We start from the raw sequence: 21,132 nt of genomic DNA, 5'->3' as shown, positions 1-21,132 counted from the left end.
TAAAGTAGAAACGCCATCTGGTCAGATGGCGTTTTAGCTCTTAGCGATTTGGTAAAACGTCTTTCAATGCTTCATGCATATCGAGCAGGGCTTTTTCAGTGGTTTCCCAATCGATACAGCCGTCAGTCACCGATTTGCCATATTCCAGATTGTCCAGATTTTCAGGAATATCCTGACGACCACCTTTCAGATGACTTTCAACCATAATGCCCACAATCGACTTGTTGCCATCCTGAATCTGTTCAGTGATGTTTTTCAGTACCAGCGGTTGCAGGTACGGGTCTTTGTTGGAGTTGGCATGGCTGGCATCAATCATGATCTTGTTGCTGACTTTGGCTTTGGCCAAGGCATTTTCAGCTTCTGCAACAGAACCTGCATCGTAGTTAGGCTTCCCATTACCGCCACGAAGTACTACGTGTGCGTACTGGTTACCGCTGGTACGAATGACAGAAACCTGACCCTGATCATTCAGGCCGAGGAAGCTGTGACCATGTTTCACCGACTGCATGGCATTGGTTGCAACGGTCAAGCCGCCATCAGTACCATTTTTAAAGCCTACAGGTGAAGATAAACCTGAAGACATTTCACGGTGCGTCTGGCTTTCAGTGGTACGGGCACCAATTGCTGACCATGAAATCAGGTCTTGATAATATTGTGGCGAGTTTGGATCGAGTGCTTCAGTCGCACATGGTAATCCTTTCTCGTTCAGTTCAACCAAAAGCTGACGACCAATACGCAGACCTTTTTCAATATTGAAAGAGTCATTCATGTCAGGATCATTAATCAAACCTTTCCAGCCTACCGTGGTGCGTGGTTTTTCAAAATAGACACGCATGACGATATAAAGGCTATCTTTAACTTTTTCGCTTAAAACTTTGAGACGATCGGCATATTCATGTGCAGCCACGGTGTCATGAATTGAGCAAGGACCAATGACGACAAATAGGCGTTTGTCTTTACCATCCAGGATATTGCGAATAGTTTCACGGCCTTTAAGGACGGTTTGATAGGCTTGCTCAGTCAAAGGTAACTCTTTTTTTAATTCTGCAGGAGTTACAAGAGGCTGAATGCTTTGTACATTCACGTCGTCGATGTCAGATTGTGTAATAGGTTTTGACTGTAGTGTATTCATTGCCGTCACTGGTTCGATCATACAAAAAATTATTTCATCCCCTGAATATAACACGAATATACATTCACCATGTTATAAAAAAGATCAATATATAGGTCAAAAAAAAGTGATGAATCGTATAGTTAAATTAAACATGTGCAGTTTTTTCAATGCTGATCACTTGTGCGGTAGCCGGTTTCGCCACAGGTTTTGCCTTGACTGGATGCAGCATGAAATTCATACCTAAGGCAAACAAGGTAATGCCCAGAATCTTACGGATAATTTTTTCCGGCAAGCGGGAACTAATCAAAGTACCTACTACAATTGCAGGAATGGAACCAACCAATAACCAGCCAAGCAAGTGTAAATCGACATTACCTGAACTCATGTGCCCAAGTCCTGCAACCAAAGTCAACAATACAGCATGCACCACATCGGAACCAATAATTCGGATCATGGGTAAATTTGGGAACATCAAAACCAGTGCCATAATACCGAATGCACCAGCACCGACTGAAGATAAGGTAACGAATATTCCCAATACAATGCCCATAATCACGATATAAGCACGTTTGTCTTTGGCTTGTAAGTTAACCTTTTCCAGATCCTGCGTCATATCAACAGGTACATCTTTACGCAGCTTGTTAAAAAATTGTTCAATATGACCACGGAATACGATAGAAACACCGGTCAGGGTCAACATAAAGCCTAGGACCATGGTTAAGACAGCTTTATAGCTACTGGATTGGCTGAGATAGTTTTCTAGTACCCAATGCGTTGCAAATGAGGCAGGAATACTGCCTACAGCAAGCCAGATGACAATCGGCCAAACAATATTCATTTTTTTTGCATGAACTAAAGACCCGCAGAATTTTGAAATAGCGGCATATAGCAAGTCTGTTCCAATGGCGATATGTGGTTCGATTCTAAACAGGCTAATCAGGATAGGAGTCATTAAAGAACCGCCACCGACACCTGTAATCCCAACGCAGAAACCAACCAAAACACCTGCTAAAATAAATTCTAATGGACCAAACATGGTTATATGCCAAATATCAAAAACGTGCATATGTTATGACTTTTTCATATAAGTCGTTGTCTTGATTATTGATTTGCTTATTCTAAAAAGAGATAAAGCGGGATTTTATTTTCTTATGTTGTGCGTTAATACTTTTGTCTGATTAAAATTAAATATTGAAAATTCAGCAGGATATGAATTCTTGAAATAGAGATCGGAATAATGGAAGTTGATTATATAGCAGTTCAACTTAGACACTATCTGGGCTACTGTTATGTGATGCATTTTCACAAAAAGTTTCGATAGCCTTTTTTATAGTGGAACTATTCATATAGGTCATATAGTCACAATTTGCAGTCTATTTTTTTCATGAAATATCCATGAAGCGATTTGTCCTTGAAAACCAGAACATTAATGAAAAATATTAGGCTGAAAATAAAATGTTTGTTGATCTATCGCCACTGTGTCTGAAAAGATTTTAGAATTTCCTGCTGAAGCCATGTTTGTATCGAACGCAAATTTTTCCCAACACGGCATTTAAATTTATTGTTTTGCTATAGTTTGAAGAGATTAATGCTTAGTCATGTAAAGATAAAGGACTATGCTAAAATATTAAACTATTCAGCCGCAGGACGTATGGGGAAAAACACTTGCAAAATAGAAAACTAAAAATTGGAATGGTGGTTGGTGAGGTTTCAGGCGATACCCTTGGCGCTAAACTGATCCGTAGTTTTCGTGAGCAAGGCATAGATGCCGAATTTGAAGGCATTGGTGGTCCACAGATGATTGCTGAAGGTTTCAAAAGCTATTATCCGATGGATATTTTATCGGTCATGGGCATTGTGGAAGTTTTAAAAGATCTGAAAAAACTTTTCGCCGTGCGTGATGGTTTAGTTGATATCTGGAGCAAAGAACCGGTGGATGTCTTTGTCGGGATTGACGCGCCAGATTTTAATTTACGTTTATCTAAAAGTCTGAAACAGAAAAACTTACCGATCAAAACCGTGCAATATGTCAGTCCTTCAGTCTGGGCATGGCGTCAGGGACGGGTACATGGCATCAAAGCCAGTATTGATCTGGTACTGTGTTTATTTCCTTTTGAGAAAACCTTTTATAAAAAATTTGATGTGCCAGCTGCTTTTGTCGGGCATCCATTGGCCAGTCAATTGCCATTGCAAAACCCGCTGATTGAAGCCAAGCAGGAGCTGGGCTTGAATGTGGAACACAAGCACATTGCACTGTTACCGGGGAGTCGTCGTGGTGAAATTGAAAGATTGGGCCCATTGGTACTTGATGCAGCGAAAATCGTTAGTCAGAAACATCCTGAATATATGTTTCTGATTCCAGCTATTAATGAGGCGCGCAAACAGCAGATTGAAGCATTACTGCAACAATATCCTGCTGATTGTGTGGCTAAAGTCTGTTTGCTGGAAAATATCGATACGGAATCGAAAATTGGCCGTCAAGTGATGAATGCTTCCAATATTGTGGCATTGGCTTCGGGAACCGCAACTTTAGAAGCGATGTTGTTACATCGTCCGATGGTGACTTTTTATAAACTAAACTGGCTGACCTATCATTTGGTCAAATTCCTGATCAAGATTCCGTATTATTCGTTGCCGAATATTATTGCCGGGAAAAAGGTCATTCAGGAACTGATTCAGCATGATGCAACGCCAGAAAATCTGGCTGCTGAAATTGAAAAACTGATGAACGTTGAAACTGCACAAATTCAGGCGATGCAGCACATCACCATGCACAAGCAGCTGTTGTCAAGCAATAGTGAAGACCCGGTTCAGGCCATTCTGAATACCTTGAATGCAGGCACATCTGATCAAGCCTGATTTTTACTGGAACTGCTGGCGATATTGGCTCGGAGTTAAATTAAACAGGCGTTTAAAAGTCTGGCTAAACGCCGTTTCGGAAGAATAACCAACACGATGGGCAATTTGCTGTATCGACAATTGTCCTTCGCGTAAATGCTGTGAAGCCAAACGGAAACGGTATTGCTGTAAATAGGCCAATGGTGTTTCTCCTACAATACTGCTAAATAAGGTGGCGAACTTGGAACGCGACATACAACATTGTTCAGCCAGACTTTCTACCGTCCAGGCCTGATCAGGCTTACCGTGAATAGCGGCCAAAGCATTGGCCAGTTCGGTATGTGCCAAAGCCCTGAGCCAGTTATTGGAATCGCTTAACTGGGCAATATAATCGCGTACACATTCAATAAAAAGAATACTGACCAGATGATCGAGAATTTTGTCGCGACCCGGACGAATTTGATAGGCTTCTACGGCCAAAAAATGTAATCCGATTTGTAGCCATTCAGGGGTAGTGCTGCCGGTAATATGCTGAATATGAATATAGTCGGGCAGGGCATTCAGTAAGGGACGTGCCATAATGGTATCAATATGACAGCGGATCGCCAGAATCAGTGCTGGTTCACCGCTGGTACTTCCAAATTCAATGGTTTCTTGCCTTTTTTCATCAAAAAGCCCGGTAATATTAAGTGCTTCAACTAAATTGCTTTTATGACTGCTATGGCAAGAGTGGTTTTGCCCTGATGGGATCAGCACCAGATCACCTGCTTCGACCTGCAGTTGGGTGTGTGGATTCAGTTGAATGGTCATATGGCCCACCAGAACCACATAGCCAATCATGGCATCTTGTTCCTGATAAGCATAAGCCCAGTGACCTTGCGGTTTTAAATAAATATATTCAGATTTATTCAGATGAATATCGTCAAAAATTTTACTTAAGGCATCCATGTCTTATCGTTCTGTCATCATTGAATAAAAATTATAAAATTCTGGATATATGTCAGCATGTGTTTTTAGGTCAAAAATTGGCTAGATATGCCAAGGACGTTTGCATAGTTTTTTTGGACGTTTACAACTGTTCTTGAGGACCTATTTCTAGAAATATAACGTTAGAACAAAAAATAGGGAAGATCGCCAGCATGAATGCACCAGTAAATTTAAATCAAGCCACACTTCAGACCCTGCCTAATGCTTCAGGCTTAGCCCTCGACAAAAAACGTTATTGGTGGCTGCTGAGCCCCGGTTTACCGGTGATCGGTATGGGGATTTTGGCTGGCTATCAGGTTGGTCCTAAAGCCACGAAAAAAATCTTTGCCTTGGGCGGTCCTTTATTACTGCATGTGATTATTCCAACAGTCGACGCTATTGTCGGTAATGACAGTAATAATCCTGATGATGAAGAAATTAAGTCACTTGTAGCAGACCCTTATTATGACCGTATTGTAAAACTGTTTATTCCTTTGCAAATGGCTGCCAACCTTTTTGCCGGTTATGTGGTAACACGTAAAGAAACCTCTTTTCTGGATCAGATACTGCTCGGTATTTCCATGGGCGCGATTAATGGTGTCGGTGTAAACACGGCACATGAACTTTCGCATAGGCCGCATAAAAAGGATCATTATCTTGCCCATGCCACATTAGCACCGCTGTTTTATAATCACTTTCGGGTTGAACATCCTTATGGACACCATAAGCGTGCGGCAATGCCTGAAGATCCTGCTTCTTCGAAAATGGGTGAAACTTTCTATGAGTTTTGGCCAAGAACGGTATTTGGTGGAATTAAATCGTCCATTGAAATTGAAAAGAACCGTTTAAAACGCAAAGGTTTATCTTTCTTTAGCAAGGAAAATGAACTGTTTCAAGGCTGGGCGATGAGTGCCGGTTTTCATGCCAGTATGCTGAAGCTATTTGGTAAAGACGTGATTCCTTATTTGGCCACACAGGCATTTTATGGCATCAGTTTGTTTGAAATTATTAACTATATTGAACATTACGGTTTAATGCGCGATAAAAAGGAAGATGGAACTTATACACGTATCATGCCTGAGCATAGCTGGAACAATAACAATATTACTACCAACCTGTTTTTGTACCAGTTGCAGCGTCATTCCGATCATCATGCCTATCCGACACGACCATTTCAGGCCTTACGTCACTTTGATGAAGCACCTGAATTGCCAAGTGGTTATGCCACCATGTTATTACCAGCTTTAATTCCATCGCTCTGGTTTAAAATGATGGATAAACGTGTATTTGATCATTATAAAGGTGATTTAAATAAAGCCAATATTCATCCAAAACGCCGTGCCAGCATATTCAAGAAGTTCGGTGTGTCTTTATAAAGTATTCTGCGCTGTTCTATTTGGAAATTTTCTATCAATAAGTATATTTAAAAAGCACTTATTTTTACAGAGATAGAAAATTTCCCGTTCTTTTTTGAAGAAAATATATGAATGATATTGATAAAGCCTGGATGTAAAATTCATCATTTTTGTACGTTATGGCGCACAGGAATTTAAGGTGTTTATGGATTAGTGTAATAGATTTTTCCTGTGCCCAAATCATACAGGAACAGGAAGTTCAGCAATAAAAAAATAAATAGAAGTAAAGAAAAAATTCTTAGATCAGCAAGGTGATGTACGATAGGAGTCAGATCTAAGCATCAAATACGAAAAGGCCCGACATGATGTCGGGCTTTTATTTTATACAAATTTTGTAGATTTTTTACACAATTTATGAGAGACTTAATTTTTGAATGAGCAATAAAAATAATTTAATATGTATTGCTAAAAAAAATGACTTTAAATAAAATTTGGAACATTAAAATAATTTAAATTACAACAATAAGTTAGAGGTTTTTTGACATGACAAGAAAATACAGTAAATTTTTTTCTGCAGCATCTGAGTTTAATCTGGATAATTTTCCATACTACTGGATTACTCAAGTACATTCTCAATATGTTCAGAATGTGGATCATGCGTTAAAAAAATATGGTTTAGACAATTCTCGTCGGCGTATCTTGTTGGCTTTAAAGTCCAAGCCCAATGCGAGTGTATCCGAGCTATCCGAGATGCTGATTTTTAAGATGTCGACGACTACGAAAATTATTTATCGTCTAAAAGATGAAGGCTTGGTACATACTTATTGTTGTGAAGACGATGCGCGAATTACCCGTGTCGTTTTAACTCATATGGGCGAGCAAATGGTACAAAAAATTAACGATCTGAGTCATATTGTTTTAGATCAGTCTTTTGAAGGTTTGACCCCGTTGCAAATTGAAAAAATGTTAGACAGTCTTAAACTTATTTTTAGAAATTTAGCTCATTAATTTTAATGTAACCAAAAAGCGTGGATGCAATATCCACGCTTTTTATCAACTGTTGTAGGATCTACTTTTTAAAACTAAAAAAGCATATTTTTAACAGTTTTGATTTAAACCTGAGTATCGCGCTATAGCAGGTTGCTAAGATAAAGCCAGTTTTTCAAATAAAAGTATATGAATTAGAGATAACAAGTAAAGGAAGACCAATACCCAACACCAACATCACAATAACCGCTTGTCTAGTCGACAGTAGAATAGGGAATCACCTCACACTTGCTTAGGCTTAGATTTTAGCTATGTCCATAATTCGATTTTAAAATATAAGTCCTAAAATGATTTTTTAATGTTTTTGTAGAGTCACGTGATTTAAAAGATGAATCTAAAATAGCTTAAGCAATCTAAACATTCGTTTCTAAAGGGCATATAATTTACTTATCTCGTTATTAATATCCTCAAAAAAATGACACCAGCTTGTAAAGTTTTAAAATCCAATAAAATTGAATTTTCTATCCATGAATATGAACACGATGCCAATGCGAAAAGCTTTGGTCTAGAAGCGGCTGAGAAACTGGGGCTCAGCGTTGAAGAAGTCTTTAAAACTTTATTAGTCACCGATGATAAGAACTACTTTGTAGCAGTTTTACCGGTCAATCATCAATTAAATTTAAAGAAAGTGGCAGCGGCTGTAGGCTGTAAAAAATTACAGATGGCTGATCCTAAAAATGCTGAACGTTTAACAGGTTATCTGGTCGGTGGAATTAGCCCGGTTGGACAGAAAAAACGTTTAAAAACAATTATATGTGAGAGTGCTAAAAACCTTAAAACCATGTACGTTAGTGGTGGAAAAAGGGGATTGGATGTTGGGTTAAACCCACAAGATTTAGCACGCGTTTTAGATGCTAAATTTGCTGATATTGTTGATGAATAATCGCATTATTTTAAACTATTAATTTGGGTGATTTTTTACTTGTTACTCACATTATTACTCACTTATTCAATTCCTTCAAAACAACAAAAGCCGCATTAAGCGGCTTTATGATTTGATTCTATATCAAGAATCACTGATTGAACATAAGAGTGAAACCAAAAACGGGCTTTTTTAATATTTGATACATTATTAGTTAATTTTTTATAATATATTGATTTATTTTCTATTATTTAAAATTTTAATTAATTTTTTTCACAGAAAATTCACGAATAAGTATGTATGATGGCAGCCAGAAACAGCTGTAGTTTCTGAATGACCCTCCAAGGTCCTTAGTTTAAGCCCACCAATGTTCTCGAGGTGGGCTTTTTTTTGCATGGTACCTTCACAAATGAGGGGGTCACATTTTTAACAACAAATTATTCCGAAAAGTATTCCAGATTCTAATTATGGCGAATTCGACCTAATTAAAATACTTACTTAAAAAATGGATCGCTATGGATGGATTTTATTTCTAGATAAGTTAAAAGTGCAGCCAAGGCAAGCAAAGCCCCGAGTATTGCAAATAACGTGTCTTTAGAAATGATTGATATAGCAAAGCACCCTAAGCTTGAGATTGCAAGAAGCATTAAAAGTGCCCAAAAAATATACTTTTTCATGGTGGGGTTCTTTATTTTTGAAAATTGTGTGACTAAGATAGCAAAATATAACAAAAGTTTAAATTTTGATTTAAATAAATATCAAATATTAGTTGATATATGTATAATTGTTCACAGAAACTCCTGTAGTTTCTAAATAACTCCCTAAGGTCATTATTTTATAAGCCCACATCGTATTCCCTAAGTGGGCTTTTTTTTGCATGGAGAAAAGTAATGCTCCGATTCTTAATGTGTTTATTTGGCCTACATGGTGCGACTGAAATCGATTACACGGTTGATGATGAAGAAATCAAGGTGTGTCGGGATTGTTTGAAAGAAGTTAAATAAAATAATATTATTTTTAAATATATACAAATCAATAAATTATATTGTAATAAAACTTGAAAGGTAGCGTAATCCAGAGTATTTTAGTTGGAAATTAAGTAAATCTCCACATTATTTACTTAAATTCAGTTTATAACCTGCACCTTCCCCAAGATGCAGGTTTTTTTTTGCTTAAAGTTTTGCCGAACGTATTACGGCACATAAAACCCCGCTACATACTAGATATTGGCGGGGTTTCTTTTCTATTCCTTATTGAAATAATGTTGTGTATAATTACACAATGAACAGCAAAGACATTATTAAGCGTCTGGAGCAGGAAGGCTGGTACAAGGTTGGCGGTAAAGGCGACCATGAAAAGTATAAGCATCCCGATAAACCCGGTCATGTTGTGGTGCCACATCCACGTAAAGATATGCCGATAGGTACTCTACGCAATATATATAAACAGGCTGGTTGGGAATGGAGGTAAATATGTTATATCCAGTATATGTTCATAAAGATGAAGATGCTGCATACGGTTTAACTTTCCCTGACTTTGAAGGGTGTTTCAGTGCTGCGGATGAAATGCAAGACATCCAGCGCATGGCGCAGGAAGCGGTTGAGGTTCACTTTGATGGTGAAGATATTCCGTTACCTGTACCATCAAGCCCAGAGCGATGGTTAGGTGATGAGAGATTTGAAGGTGGTTTTTGGCTGTTAGTTGATATTGATACGACAAAGGTAAATACCAAGTCTGTTCGTATTAATATCAGTATGCCGGAAGCTTTGGTGAAGCGTATTGATGCTGTGGCCAAGAAACAACACTTAAGCCGTTCGGCATTTTTAGCCAAAAGTGCGGAAATGGCATTGCATCAGTAAAATAAACAATATGACAGACCCAGCCTGAGTGCTGGGTTTTTTATTTTGAGGTACTCATGACAGACAAAGTACAAGCGAAACAAGACTTAGAATTTTGCAGTGCTGAGCTGTCTAAGTATCAAAATCTCAGTCAGGCTGGGTTGACTCGAAATGAGTTACTGGCAATTGACGGCATCATGATTAAGTTGAGAGAGCGTATTAAGAATTTGCGCTTTGCTTTATATGAATCCTGATCAATACAAAGCCTTAACTGATAAAGGCCCACTTAAAAAGAAATCTCGTACCAGACCACTACCCAAAGCCGGTGAAAAATACTTAGAAGCATTCGATCGACTCAAAGAAATCCTTGATCGCATGGAAATTAAATATGAAGAGTATTTTCACTTCAAAAGCACTAAGCATTGGCGGTTTGATTTTCACCTTATTGAATATCGAATGCTGATTGAAATTGCGGGTGGTCCTTGGTCAGGTGGTCGTAAAGGTAAGCTGGCTACAAAAGCCTGGAGCATCGACCGGTATGACCATGCTGAAGAAATGGGATATCGGTTTCAGCAGTTTTTACCTGCAGACATCAATATGGGTCGAGCTACGATGTGGCTGAGAAATTTAAAGGCATCTTATGGACCAGTTCAGACCATTCCCACCATCGAATCTGATTGATCAGGCTGAGGAAGAAGAAGCGATTTTATTAGCGCCCGCCGTGGAATTAAAAGAATGGGTTGTCAAAAACTGGCTGACCCTTGGTGGTGAACTCCATAACCCGGATCATGATCATATTGCTGAGCTACTTCACGACAATGAAGAGTTCCTTGCATTTGCTTGGGCATCATCTGCCGCCGTAGCTAAAAAACGTATGGTGCTGTGGCAATGTGAAAAGGTCATGTTTAACCAAGGCGGATGGAAGCAGGCACGCCAGGAACAGCAGATACGCGACTGGTTCGGTTTCGTACCTCAATATTTGATTACGGTTGATGCTGCATTTTGTGAGCAAGCTTCAGATCGTGAATTTTGTCGTTTGATTGAACATGAGCTTTATCACATTGGTGTTGAGTGCGATGAAGATGGCGAGATCATCTATAGTGATATGACTGCTCTCTACTCCCAATGGTATCGGCGATCGCTTTCACCAGGATCGTTTTAGCGGTCGTTACGCCGTCTTTACCATGCCTTGGAGGGCTAATCCTGATAAGAATTGGCTGGCTGAGCTACATGGAAAATTGATTTTTATCCATGGTATGAAAAGCAAAAGGCCACACTTGATGACGTCGTTTTGGCTCAAGAAGTAGATATTGATTACGCAGCATCGGTTGAAGGCATGCTGATCCCCTCCGCATGGGTTGAAGCTGCTGTTGATTCTCATATTGAGCTCGGTATTCAGCCTTCTGGTGAGCGTAACGGTGCACTGGATGTAGCAGATGAAGGTAAGGATAAAAACTTTTTTGCGGCTCGTCACGGGATTGTATTGCAATACCTGGATACATGGTCAGGCGTTGGTGATGACATTTTTGGTACCACGCAAAAAGCTATCGATGCATGCCTGGATCTAAAACTGAATTTGTTCTTCTACGATGCGGATGGGTTAGGAGCTGGTGTATGCGGTAATGCTCGCGTCATTAATGAGCAAAATCAAGTGAGGGGGATGTCAGAAATTGAGGCTAATCCTTTCCGGGGATCAGGTGCAGTACATAACCCCGAGCAGGAGATGGTTGAGGCGCGTAAAAACGTGGACTTCTTCGCCAATCTTAAAGCCCAGATGTAGTGGTCGCTGCGTCTTCGATTCCAGAATACCTATCGAGCTTTGCAGGACATGCAATATGACCCAGACAGTCTTATTTCACTCTCAACACAAGACATAGATAAGCAAGAGCTTGAACAACTTAAGCGCGAACTTTCACAACCCACCTATAGCAAAAATGGTGCAGGCAAAATTTTAGTGAATAAGCAGCCTGACGGTGTACTGTCACCAAACCGGGCTGACGGCGTGATGATTTGTTTCAGTGATATTAGAGAGCGGAAAAGAAAGAAACCTGCAGGTGCGGGTAAGTACCAGCTCTTTCTCTCTAGATGACTGTAAATGGTGAACAATTCTTTTGTCGTAAGGCTCGACATTGTAATCACCCAGTAAAACAATATTATTTATAGTTTCACTTTCACTTTCACTTTCTACATCGACACGAAGCCTTTCTGTGATAGAACTAATTGGAAGATATACATCTCTGAGACGACTAGGCCAATGTGGAGTAAAAATCAACGCAGAACAACAGGCGGAGCTAAAGGAAATCGTCGATCGACGTGCCCAAGGCGAACATAGACTTTATGCCGAAATGTGGTCGCATCAGGAATATGCTTGAAGAACTGAATAAATTTCAGCATAGGCTGAATATTGTTAAGCCAATGCTTTATTTAATTGCATCAAATTCATGGTTAAATAAGGTGATTGAATTTAATGTGAATTTTATGTGTTTCTAAAGCCTGCAATGCCAGTTGTGCCCACGCTTGCACAGGACTATCCTGAGTGGCATAAGGGGCGCACGGATTATTCACTCTGGTATCTGGAAATCCAGTCGCCTGAATTGCTGCTCTATTTAGACCATTTACGTCAGCATTTTTCTGACCTACTGTTTACGCCCAATACGCGCCAGTTTCATATCACCTTGTTTATTTGCGGTTTTTTGACCACTCACCAGCAGGTTTGGGATGACGATTTTAGCCAGCAACGATTACAACGGCAAATTGAACTTTTAAACCGGGAAAAAAAATCTTCATTTAAATTGAAGACAAGGAACTTAAATAGTTTTGAAAGCGCACTTTTTATTGAAATTGAGGATATTGAAGGAAGCCTGGCCGAGGTTCGTCAACAGTTATATACCTGTTCAGCAGAAGTCGCAGCGTTGCAATATTGTCCTCATATCACTTTGGGTCTGTATAAAGACAAAATCAATAGTGATGCAGTGTTTGAGCGCATGCAAAATATTTCACAGCAGCAATTTGAATTTCAGGCCGAGCAATTAACTTTTGGGACCTATCATGCCCAAACCTTGCAGGGGCCATTAACACCATACCATCAAGTTATTTTGGGTGAGGCATGATTCAACTCATTTTAGGCGGCGCGCGTTCCGGCAAAAGTCGTCTTGCGGAACAAGCCGCAAAAGATTCAGGTTTACCAGTCAGTTATATTGCAACGGCTCAAGCTTTAGATACGGAAATGCAGGAACGGATTTATCATCATCAAATGCAGCGTCCTGCCCATTGGCAGCTGATTGAAGAGCCTTTCTCACTGGCAGAGCGATTGCAGCAAATTGACGCAGCAAATCAGCTGATCCTGGTCGATTGCCTGACGCTATGGATGACTAATCTGTTAATGCATGAAGATGAAAATCTGCAAGCTGTAGAATGTGAAAAATTACTGGATGTGCTGCCAAGTTTGCAATCACAAATCATTTTGGTGAGCAATGAAACTGGATTGGGCGTTGTTCCCATGGGTGAGATCAGCCGCAAGTTTGTAGATGAATCTGGCCGCTTACATCAGCAACTTGGACAGCTTGCCGATAAGGTGATTTTTTGTGTAGCTGGTTTTCCCATGATTTTAAAAGGAGAGAAATAATGAACTGGTGGTTAGATGCGTGTAAAACGCCAAGTGCAGAAGCCCGACTGCAGGCTGCAGAGCGTCAATTACAGTTAACCAAACCAACCGGTTCACTTTCTGAACTGGAAAATGTTGCAATTCAGTTGGCCTGTTTGCAAAACAATCAGCGCCCGAACATTGATAAACCGTGGATTACCATTTTTGCCGGTGACCATGGCGTGATGGAAGAAAACATTTCAGCCTATCCGCAAGCGGTAACTCGCCAAATGCTGCAAAATTTCACCAGCGGTGGAGCCTGTATTAGCGTAATTGCCAAGGAATACAATGCCAGACTGCAAGTGATTGACTGTGGTTCAGTCGGTGATGCCTATGAATATGCAGGCGTTGAACGTTATTGCATTATCCCGGGTACGGCCAACTTTGCCAAACAAGTGGCCATGACTGAAGCACAATGTATAGAAGCTTTAAATCTTGGTCGTAAAAGTGTAGATGAGGCAGTTGCAGAGGGTGCTTCAATCTATGTGGCTGGGGAAATGGGTATTGGCAATACCTGTTCTGCTTCTGCTGTCGCCTGTTTTTTGCTGAATGAGCCTGCTGAGCAACTGACCGGTGTAGGGACAGGGATCGGTGAAGAACAGCTCAACCATAAGAAAAATGTCATTAACCGTGCGATAGCATTACACCAGGAATATGTAGGCGATGATGCATTTAAAGCCTTGTGCGCCGTGGGTGGACTGGAAGTGGCTGCAATGGCCGGTGCTTATATTCGCTGTGCACAACTGGGTTTGCCTATGGTGGTTGATGGTTTTATCACCACAGCATCTGCATTAGTCGCCGTACGATTAAATCCGGCTGTACGTGACTGGATGCTGTTTGGACATCAGTCTGCTGAATACGGTCATCAACGTTTATTGCAAGAACTGAATGCCAACCCTTTGCTGAAACTGAATTTACGCCTGGGCGAAGGCAGTGGTGCCGGGGCAGCTTTAGGAATCATCAAGTTAGCATGCAGCCTGCATAACAATATGGCAACTTTTGCCGAAGCCGCCGTGACAGGTGAAAAAGTTTAATCTGTCTAGATTTAAGGATGATTTAAGATGTACAGGATTGATTTGCTGCGTCATGGCGAGACCGAGCTGAGTCATACTTTGCGTGGTTCAACTGATGACGCCTTGACGGATTCAGGCTGGCAGCAAATGCAACAAACGGTAGATCAATTCTTAAAAAATAATTCACCTAACCCCTGGGATATTGTGTTTAGTTCGCCTTTGCAGCGCTGTGCTTTATTTGCAGATGAAATTGCCAGCAATTTAAAGCTTGAACTTATTCTAGATCGAAATTTGCAGGAAATGCATTTTGGCGATTGGGAAGCTGTTTCTACGCAAGAGATCTATGAAAAGCAGCCGGATGTATTGGCGCAGTTCTGGGAAACTCCAACCCGATTTAGTCCACCCAATGCAGAAACAATGCAGCAGTTTCAGCAGCGTATTTTACATGCGCTGCAACAAATTCAGGGTTCCATGCAGCACAATCAATTTGCACATGCAATGGTGGTCACGCATGGTGGGGTGATTAAACTGTTAAAATGTCTGGCATTCAATCAACCCTTGGACAATATTTTAAAAATGTCTGCTGAACTGGGGCAATTCAATCATTTCATTCTACATGATGATTTAAGCATTGAATATGTGGAGCAATCAGCATGACGCCATTTTTTATTGCACTGCAGTTTTTAACGATATTTCCAGTTCAATTAAAACAGATGCCGAGCAAACAGCAAAATGCTCAATCTTTGCTGTTTTATCCTGTGATTGGACTGATTATTGGCCTGATTTTATTTGCACTTGCCCATCTTTTACAGGCGATCCCCGTTATTTTATTAAGTAGTGTGATTTTAGTGCTATGGATTTGGCTGACAGGCGGGTTGCATCTGGATGGTCTGGCTGATACTGCTGATGCCTGGGTTGGTGGTTTTGGTGATCCTGAACGTACCTTAGCCATTATGAAAGACCCGAGCTGTGGGCCAATAGGGGTGCTGAGTTTAATCATTCTATGCCTAATAAAATGGTCGGCACTGTATGTATTATTGGAACAGCAATACTATTCAGCCCTGATTTTATTTCCGCTATTGGGTCGTTTAGCGCCGTTATTTTTATTTTTAACCACCCCTTATGTACGCCAAAATGGTTTAGGCACTTCAATTGAAGAATTTATTCCGAAAACTGCCGCCCTTATTGTATGTGTATTAAGTTTACTTACATCAGTCTATTGGGGATGGGCTGGAATGCTGTGTGCTTTATCTATGCTAGGTACATTGCTTTATTTAAGGTATAAATTTATCCAGCGTATTGGAGGAATTACCGGTGATACGGTAGGGGCGAGTATTGAAATTTGCGAGGTGGTGAGTCTTTTGAGCTTCATTGTAGCGAGTTTTTATTTAACCATTCCATGATTAAAAAGAGGAAGTGAGCAGCCTGATCACCTAAACAGCATCACTTCCGTATCATGGGCATTATCACTTATAAATAAGTGACGACCATGGAAATAATTGCCGGTCCCAGCAGCACCATAAATACCCCTGCAAGTACCATGGTCAAACAGGCCACTACACCTTCCTCACGATGGCGCATAAAGGCTTTACTGGTACCAAAACCATGTGCCGCATTCCCAAAAGACGCGCCTTGAGCAAAGCGTGAATTGAGTTTGAGTGCCAGTAGAAGCATATCTCCCATCGCTACACCCGCAATCCCGGTAATCATGGTAAATAAAATCACCAGTTCAACTGAACCGCCTATATGGGAAGTGAGTTCCATGGCAAAGGGCGTAGAAATGGAACGGGCCATTAAACTGTAAGACGTGGCCTGGTCAAAATTAAATAATCTTGCCAGATAAAATGCGCTGATCACACCGGCAATCATGCCCACCACAATGCCTAAACCAATCGACAAGGCATGTGCTGTAATGACTTTGCGATATTCATAAATCGGAATGGCAAAGGCAATGGTCGCAGGTCCCAACATCCAGATCAGCCATTGATTTTCCACCATATAGCTATCATAGGAAATATTGAATGCCAGCATCAATATCACCAGAATAAGAGGCACAAAAATACCGGGTGCCAACAACATGTATGGATATTTTTTATGCAGTTTTTTAGCCAGTACATAACAGATGAGTGTCCCGAGAAAACATATAAGCGCAGTCAGGTTCATATTATTTTCCCTGTTCTAATATCTGTTGGGATTGTGATTTATGCTTTAAACGGGCTTCCAGTTTAAAACCGAAATATACGCTATAGGCTGTAGCCAGCATCACACAAAAAGTACCGATTACAACCGATAAAATCAGTTGCCAGCCTTGGGTTAAAAGCAGGTCTTTATATTTAATGATGCCGACTACACAGGGAATAAATAACAACACCAGTTCACCCAGAATAAAATCTGAACCTGTTTTAATCCATTGCAGTTTAAACAGGCCACTCAGTAAAGCCATTAACACCAGTAACAGGCCAATAACCCCGGCAGAAACCGGTAAATTGAGCGCATGTTGTATCAGTGAGGAAATCCACCAGATGAAGATCAGCAGACTGAGCTGTAATACCACCTGAGCAATATAAATTGATGGAGCAGAATGTGAGGAAGTAGACATAATCAGAAAATATAAAAACTTGCAGGTATTTTAAATTTGACCCTCTGTTTATATTATGAATAATAAAAAAAAGATTATGCATAAATGGAATGATTAGTGGATATTAAGAGTCTGAGCGTATTCGTTAAAATCGTGCAATTGCAAAGTTTTACCCGAACAGCAGAGGAGATGTGTGTGACCCAGCCCACCATCAGTAAGACCATACATCACTTGGAACAGGAAATTGGTGTGGCTTTATTTCACAGGGGGGATGCCGGTCGTAAACGTGATGTTGCCTTAACCTATACTGGTGAACAAGTGTATCAACATGCTTTGGTCATACTGGAACAACAGCAACGTATTTTTGAAACAGTGGCTAAAATCCGGCAGCTCAAACAGGGCAAATTAACTCTGGGTTTACCGCCATTAGGTTCAGTTTTACTCAGTAGTTTAATTGCCAAGTTTCACAAGCAATATCCACATATCGAATTAAGTTTTCTGGAAGTCGGTGCAGCTGCGATTGAAGATGCCATTTTGGCGAAAAAAGTCGATGTTGGGATTTTACTGGGACATTTAAAACCTGTACTGAGCGGTATTCCTATTATGGATTCACCTTTATGTTTGCTTTCTCGAAAAGATACCCAGTGGAAGAATCGACAAACCGTAAAATTGATTGAATTAAAAGAAGAGTCTTTTTTACTTTATGATGATTCCTTCACTTTAAACAATATGATTATTCAGGCAGCGAATTACGTCGGTTTTGAACCGCATGTGGTTTGTAAAAGTAGCCAATGGGACTTTATTGCCAAAATGGTCGAGTCGGATGTCGGGATTGCTTTGTTGCCAAAAATTTACTGTGAACAGCTGGATCAGGAGAAATTTAACATCAGCCTGCTGGAAAGCCCTTATTTGAACTGGACGCTGAGCATGGCTTGGAATACCACCGTTGCCATGAACCCTGCAACACGGGCATGGTTAAAAATTATTGAGGAAAATCGGGATAAAATTCACTTTTAAAAAAATTTGGTTGGCAGCCTTGTAAAAACAGGGTTTGGATGCAGGCTGAATCCAATCTTGATGTCTATGGCACATTGGGCAGATCAGTGGATGAATGAAGATTTAGGGCAGCCGATGCAATATACGCATAAAAGTTGTGGTCATAAAATGACCCTGCGACTAGTGTGTTCTGAGTGTCATGAAACGCTGGATGCCAAGCAGGTTAAAGCTGAATTGACGCAACATGATTATGCCTATCTGGAACAACACAAAATATCATCCTGAATCTTTCCCTTCAGGATTTATAGACAATTCGGCGGTTTAGGAATACCTGCCAGACGGCTTAAATGACGTGCCACCAGACCGGTCTTAAATTGCTCTTGCAAGACGGCATTATTGATATCGGCACTGACGGTTTTCATCAGGAATTTGATCAGTGGACGGGTGGCTGGTGAATGTCCAAACTGTTGATAGAACTGGCGTACTGCATGCAAAACTTCAAAATGCCACGCTGTAAGTTGCAGCTCCAGAGAGTTTGCCAACTCTTGAGCCACCATTTCATTCCAAATAGTGTAATCGACTAAGTGACCATCTTGATCGAGTTCTAAATTCATCATTAATCTCAAATTAGTTCAAGCGAATACAGCGGGTATAGTTGAGGCAAATATCTGCAAATTCTGCATAAGAAATCAGCTGTAAATTTTTGGTTGTTTGTCCCGCCAGGATTTCCGCATCGGTGTCCAGTACATACACCTTGTTCAATGATTGCAGAAATGAATGCTGTAGTTGCAAGACCGCTTCACCCATCAGTACAACTGTATCTTCAGGAGAGTAAACCTGTTGTAATTTGCTCAAAACATTCGGGGTTGCTGAAAAAGTACTTTGCACCAAATATAAGCTTTTATTCGACATAATCAGTTTACTCTTCAACTTTACCAGTACAGTACAAAATCAAAACTTTGAATTAAATCAGGATTTAACTCAACAAATTCAATATCCTGTTGAGCATTGGCCACAAAGTGTGAATGTTGATGTTTGTTTTCAATCAAAATCGGGCTAAGGTCATAAAACTCAAAGCTATCGACCATATTGGATGCCACTTTAAAGGCATGTTTAAGCTGATCAAATGGCAGTTCGGCATTGAGTAAACTTAAGGCTGCATCTTGCAGTAAAACTTTCACTTCACAGCCAAAAGTTGCCAGTACCATCGTGGCAGACAGGCTTTCATGCACCTGCAGATTGGCCAGATTGGCTTGGGTCAGAATAACGAGTACAGATTTCACACAATTTACCTTTTAAAAGCAACAAATACCAAAAAAATATCGTCTTAGAATTGAATCAGACGTTGTGTTGACTGTACTGCATCGGCAAGTTCACCCAGACCAACCAGTTCAAAGCCTTGCGCAAGATTGTGTTGGCTAATTTGATGTCGTTTGGCATTTTCTTCATCGCTAATACCACGCGCCAACGCAGCACTCACGCATACCGGTAAGCGAATCGCCAGTTTCTGCCATTCTTCGGTCAAGTTACGCTGATCATCCGGAACCCATTGCAAGGCATTTGCTACAGCAACACCGTCCTGATAGAAGAACACGCGAAATGGCTGGTTTTTAGCGTGCAAGGCCTGAGCAAGACCCAAGGCATGCCAGGCATAGATCGAGGTTGGAGCGGAGGTAATTAGTAATAAGGTACTCATCGAAATTCACTTGAAGAATGCCCAATCCAATATTGATGCATCCAAACTTCATAAGAAAAGGGTAGTATACAATGATTTTAGGTGGTATCTAAAGAATTCAGAACTTAATGTTAAAATTATTTCAAAAATAATTATTTAAAAACAATGATTTAATTGGGTTTGTTAAAGTTAAAAATCATAAAACCTATTTTTTTATCTGCATGAAATTCCCTATATTCCCTTCCTTTTTTCATATTATTGGTAAAATAAAAAGTAATTTGAACCAGATCTACACCAATGCTGGCCTTTTCAAAAGAAAACCCATCACTGGGATGGGTTGGGTAGCGTTACTTCATTATTACATGTCATGGTTTTCTTTGATTTTGGCTTGATAGTAAGGTAAGTGAACGTTGTAAAAATGATGATATCTTGATTTTAATCTTTGATTAATTTTGGGAATAGCTAGCAGATATATATTTAAATCTAATGAAATTAATGTCTTAATAGAAAAATAATTGTTATACTCTCGCCAATTTTGAGCACAGCCGTGCTTATTTATTTCTTTGAATTGTAAATACTTTTTATGAACCGTAAATTTTTTGCTGCTACTGCATTATTTTTTGGGCTAATCAATCCATTAGCCGCTATGCCATTCGATCCGTTAATTGGCACTTGGAAAGTTATTGATGATCGTACTGGTTATTATGTTTCAGACATCGTGATTCGCAAGAATTCTAAAACACAACAGTACAGTGCTGTCATTACTAAAAATCGATCTTTACCTGGTGTTGCAAATTCTGAAGTATGTAGCAAATGCCAAGGTGAACTGAAGAATCAGCCAATTTTTGGAATGGAAGCTCTTAAAGGTCTGGTTGCTGATACTAGCAATAAACAATTTAACAAGGGTATTTGGATTAATACGCAGGATGGACGTGTATATGATATTGATGCCAGTTTAAATGCTGCTGGAGACCAAATGAAAGTCAATGGTAAAGCTAAAAGTGCCAATGTAACTAGCATCATGACTTGGAAGAAGCTCTGATATAATTCTCAAGTGATTATTTTTATTTGTAAATAAATTCTTTGTACACGACAAAAAAAGATAACTCATTGAAATAATGGCATAATACTTGTTTTCTGACGACGAATATGATGACACATTTCAATGAGTTACATCTCATCTTAAACAAATATCTAAAGTGGAACA

The 21,132-nt window shown here is 40.0% G+C and carries 26 protein-coding genes and 2 pseudogenes; 18 read left to right on the top strand and 10 right to left on the bottom strand.

The window, feature by feature from the left end:
* Positions 1-40: 40 nt before the first annotated feature.
* Positions 41-1,132 (bottom strand): 3-deoxy-7-phosphoheptulonate synthase, encoded by a 1,092-nt coding sequence (locus FTT83_RS10570; protein WP_180176592.1) that lies wholly within the window; start codon positions 1,130-1,132, stop codon positions 41-43.
* A gap of 127 nt (positions 1,133-1,259) precedes the next feature.
* Entirely contained in the window at positions 1,260-2,150 is an 891-nt protein-coding gene (locus tag FTT83_RS10565; protein WP_086197427.1) for a sulfite exporter TauE/SafE family protein, read from the bottom strand.
* A 629-nt stretch (positions 2,151-2,779) separates the two neighbouring features.
* Between FTT83_RS10565 and lpxB the strand changes: the two genes are divergently transcribed.
* Complete coding sequence (lpxB, locus tag FTT83_RS10560; RefSeq protein ID WP_180043970.1) at positions 2,780-3,973, top strand: lipid-A-disaccharide synthase; 1,194 nt, start codon at positions 2,780-2,782, stop codon at positions 3,971-3,973.
* A gap of 3 nt (positions 3,974-3,976) precedes the next feature.
* On the opposite strand, the gene FTT83_RS10555 is transcribed toward lpxB, so the two are convergent.
* Positions 3,977-4,900: an AraC family transcriptional regulator gene (locus tag FTT83_RS10555; protein WP_180043971.1), complete on the bottom strand. Its 924-nt coding sequence runs from the start codon at positions 4,898-4,900 to the stop codon at positions 3,977-3,979.
* Between the two features lie 191 nt (positions 4,901-5,091).
* On the opposite strand from FTT83_RS10555, the gene FTT83_RS10550 reads away from it, so the two are divergent.
* The 3 genes from FTT83_RS10550 to ybaK all read left to right on the top strand — a co-directional run bounded on the left by FTT83_RS10550 (position 5,092) and on the right by ybaK (position 8,203).
* On the top strand, positions 5,092-6,294 hold the full coding sequence (locus FTT83_RS10550) for an alkane 1-monooxygenase (RefSeq protein ID WP_180043974.1): 1,203 nt from the start codon (positions 5,092-5,094) through the stop codon (positions 6,292-6,294).
* 522 nt (positions 6,295-6,816) lie between these two features.
* Positions 6,817-7,281 carry a MarR family winged helix-turn-helix transcriptional regulator gene (locus tag FTT83_RS10545; protein WP_086197423.1) on the top strand — a complete coding sequence of 155 codons (465 nt, stop codon included), beginning with the start codon at positions 6,817-6,819 and terminating at the stop codon, positions 7,279-7,281.
* 454 nt (positions 7,282-7,735) lie between these two features.
* Positions 7,736-8,203 carry a Cys-tRNA(Pro) deacylase gene (gene ybaK / locus FTT83_RS10540; RefSeq protein WP_180043976.1) on the top strand — a complete coding sequence of 156 codons (468 nt, stop codon included), beginning with the start codon at positions 7,736-7,738 and terminating at the stop codon, positions 8,201-8,203.
* A 473-nt stretch (positions 8,204-8,676) separates the two neighbouring features.
* On the opposite strand, the gene FTT83_RS10535 is transcribed toward ybaK, so the two are convergent.
* Positions 8,677-8,859 (bottom strand): hypothetical protein, encoded by a 183-nt coding sequence (locus tag FTT83_RS10535; protein ID WP_180044403.1) that lies wholly within the window; start codon positions 8,857-8,859, stop codon positions 8,677-8,679.
* A 604-nt stretch (positions 8,860-9,463) separates the two neighbouring features.
* On the opposite strand from FTT83_RS10535, the gene FTT83_RS10530 reads away from it, so the two are divergent.
* The 11 genes and pseudogenes from FTT83_RS10530 to FTT83_RS10480 all read left to right on the top strand — a co-directional run bounded on the left by FTT83_RS10530 (position 9,464) and on the right by FTT83_RS10480 (position 16,079).
* Positions 9,464-9,652, top strand: a complete 189-nt coding sequence (locus FTT83_RS10530) for a type II toxin-antitoxin system HicA family toxin (RefSeq protein WP_086197411.1) — start codon at positions 9,464-9,466, stop codon at positions 9,650-9,652.
* A 2-nt stretch (positions 9,653-9,654) separates the two neighbouring features.
* Complete coding sequence (locus FTT83_RS10525) at positions 9,655-10,041, top strand: type II toxin-antitoxin system HicB family antitoxin (RefSeq protein WP_180044405.1); 387 nt, start codon at positions 9,655-9,657, stop codon at positions 10,039-10,041.
* Between the two features lie 56 nt (positions 10,042-10,097).
* Positions 10,098-10,274 (top strand): hypothetical protein, encoded by a 177-nt coding sequence (locus tag FTT83_RS10520; protein ID WP_180044407.1) that lies wholly within the window; start codon positions 10,098-10,100, stop codon positions 10,272-10,274.
* The gene (locus FTT83_RS10515) at positions 10,264-10,701 is read left to right on the top strand and encodes a hypothetical protein (RefSeq protein WP_180044409.1); all 438 of its coding nucleotides are present in this window, start codon (positions 10,264-10,266) and stop codon (positions 10,699-10,701) included. Before FTT83_RS10520 ends, FTT83_RS10515 begins: the two co-directional genes overlap by 11 nt.
* Positions 10,661-11,137 (top strand): annotated as a pseudogene (locus tag FTT83_RS10510) (putative metallopeptidase); the annotation flags it as partial. The gene FTT83_RS10515 and the pseudogene FTT83_RS10510, both read left to right, overlap by 41 nt.
* Positions 11,136-12,109: pseudogene (locus FTT83_RS10505) on the top strand (terminase); the annotation flags it as partial. The pseudogenes FTT83_RS10510 and FTT83_RS10505, both read left to right, overlap by 2 nt.
* A 409-nt stretch (positions 12,110-12,518) precedes the next feature.
* Positions 12,519-13,130, top strand: coding sequence for a 2'-5' RNA ligase family protein (locus FTT83_RS10500; RefSeq protein WP_180081613.1), 612 nt, complete (start codon positions 12,519-12,521; stop codon positions 13,128-13,130).
* The gene (cobU, locus tag FTT83_RS10495) at positions 13,127-13,645 is read left to right on the top strand and encodes a bifunctional adenosylcobinamide kinase/adenosylcobinamide-phosphate guanylyltransferase (protein WP_180044413.1); all 519 of its coding nucleotides are present in this window, start codon (positions 13,127-13,129) and stop codon (positions 13,643-13,645) included. Before FTT83_RS10500 ends, cobU begins: the two co-directional genes overlap by 4 nt.
* Positions 13,645-14,697 carry a nicotinate-nucleotide--dimethylbenzimidazole phosphoribosyltransferase gene (gene cobT / locus FTT83_RS10490; protein WP_180044415.1) on the top strand — a complete coding sequence of 351 codons (1,053 nt, stop codon included), beginning with the start codon at positions 13,645-13,647 and terminating at the stop codon, positions 14,695-14,697. Before cobU ends, cobT begins: the two co-directional genes overlap by 1 nt.
* A 27-nt stretch (positions 14,698-14,724) precedes the next feature.
* Positions 14,725-15,333, top strand: coding sequence for a histidine phosphatase family protein (locus FTT83_RS10485; RefSeq protein ID WP_180044417.1), 609 nt, complete (start codon positions 14,725-14,727; stop codon positions 15,331-15,333).
* Positions 15,330-16,079 (top strand): adenosylcobinamide-GDP ribazoletransferase, encoded by a 750-nt coding sequence (locus tag FTT83_RS10480; protein ID WP_180176585.1) that lies wholly within the window; start codon positions 15,330-15,332, stop codon positions 16,077-16,079. The genes FTT83_RS10485 and FTT83_RS10480 overlap by 4 nt, the downstream gene beginning before the upstream one ends.
* Positions 16,080-16,146: 67 nt before the next feature.
* Here FTT83_RS10480 and FTT83_RS10475 read toward each other — a convergent pair whose 3' ends face one another.
* Positions 16,147-16,839 carry an LrgB family protein gene (locus FTT83_RS10475; protein ID WP_180176586.1) on the bottom strand — a complete coding sequence of 231 codons (693 nt, stop codon included), beginning with the start codon at positions 16,837-16,839 and terminating at the stop codon, positions 16,147-16,149.
* A gap of 1 nt (position 16,840) precedes the next feature.
* A complete protein-coding gene (locus tag FTT83_RS10470) occupies positions 16,841-17,275 on the bottom strand; it encodes a CidA/LrgA family protein (RefSeq protein WP_180176587.1) in 435 nt (144 codons plus the stop codon).
* Positions 17,276-17,371: 96 nt separating this feature from the next.
* Between FTT83_RS10470 and FTT83_RS10465 the strand changes: the two genes are divergently transcribed.
* Positions 17,372-18,271 carry a LysR family transcriptional regulator gene (locus FTT83_RS10465; RefSeq protein WP_180176588.1) on the top strand — a complete coding sequence of 300 codons (900 nt, stop codon included), beginning with the start codon at positions 17,372-17,374 and terminating at the stop codon, positions 18,269-18,271.
* Positions 18,272-18,337: 66 nt separating this feature from the next.
* A complete protein-coding gene (locus FTT83_RS10460) occupies positions 18,338-18,535 on the top strand; it encodes a hypothetical protein (RefSeq protein WP_180176589.1) in 198 nt (65 codons plus the stop codon).
* A gap of 17 nt (positions 18,536-18,552) precedes the next feature.
* Here FTT83_RS10460 and FTT83_RS10455 read toward each other — a convergent pair whose 3' ends face one another.
* Genes FTT83_RS10455 through tusD form a run of 4 tightly spaced genes read right to left on the bottom strand, consistent with a single transcriptional unit; the run spans position 18,553 to position 19,946 of the window.
* Positions 18,553-18,864: a TusE/DsrC/DsvC family sulfur relay protein gene (locus FTT83_RS10455; RefSeq protein ID WP_180176593.1), complete on the bottom strand. Its 312-nt coding sequence runs from the start codon at positions 18,862-18,864 to the stop codon at positions 18,553-18,555.
* A 13-nt stretch (positions 18,865-18,877) separates the two neighbouring features.
* Positions 18,878-19,162: a DsrH/TusB family sulfur metabolism protein gene (locus FTT83_RS10450; protein ID WP_180176590.1), complete on the bottom strand. Its 285-nt coding sequence runs from the start codon at positions 19,160-19,162 to the stop codon at positions 18,878-18,880.
* Between the two features lie 20 nt (positions 19,163-19,182).
* Positions 19,183-19,533: a hypothetical protein gene (locus FTT83_RS10445; protein WP_180176591.1), complete on the bottom strand. Its 351-nt coding sequence runs from the start codon at positions 19,531-19,533 to the stop codon at positions 19,183-19,185.
* 44 nt (positions 19,534-19,577) lie between these two features.
* Positions 19,578-19,946 (bottom strand): sulfurtransferase complex subunit TusD, encoded by a 369-nt coding sequence (gene tusD / locus FTT83_RS10440; RefSeq protein WP_166171770.1) that lies wholly within the window; start codon positions 19,944-19,946, stop codon positions 19,578-19,580.
* Positions 19,947-20,508: 562 nt separating this feature from the next.
* Between tusD and FTT83_RS10435 the strand changes: the two genes are divergently transcribed.
* Positions 20,509-20,967 carry a DUF2147 domain-containing protein gene (locus tag FTT83_RS10435; protein WP_180044429.1) on the top strand — a complete coding sequence of 153 codons (459 nt, stop codon included), beginning with the start codon at positions 20,509-20,511 and terminating at the stop codon, positions 20,965-20,967.
* The last annotated feature ends 165 nt before the right edge of the window (positions 20,968-21,132 follow it).

The sequence above is a fragment of the Acinetobacter sp. YH01018 genome (genome assembly GCF_013420295.1).
In the GTDB taxonomy this organism is placed as follows: domain Bacteria; phylum Pseudomonadota; class Gammaproteobacteria; order Pseudomonadales; family Moraxellaceae; genus Acinetobacter.
This window is presented reverse-complemented; position numbering and strand designations above follow the sequence as displayed.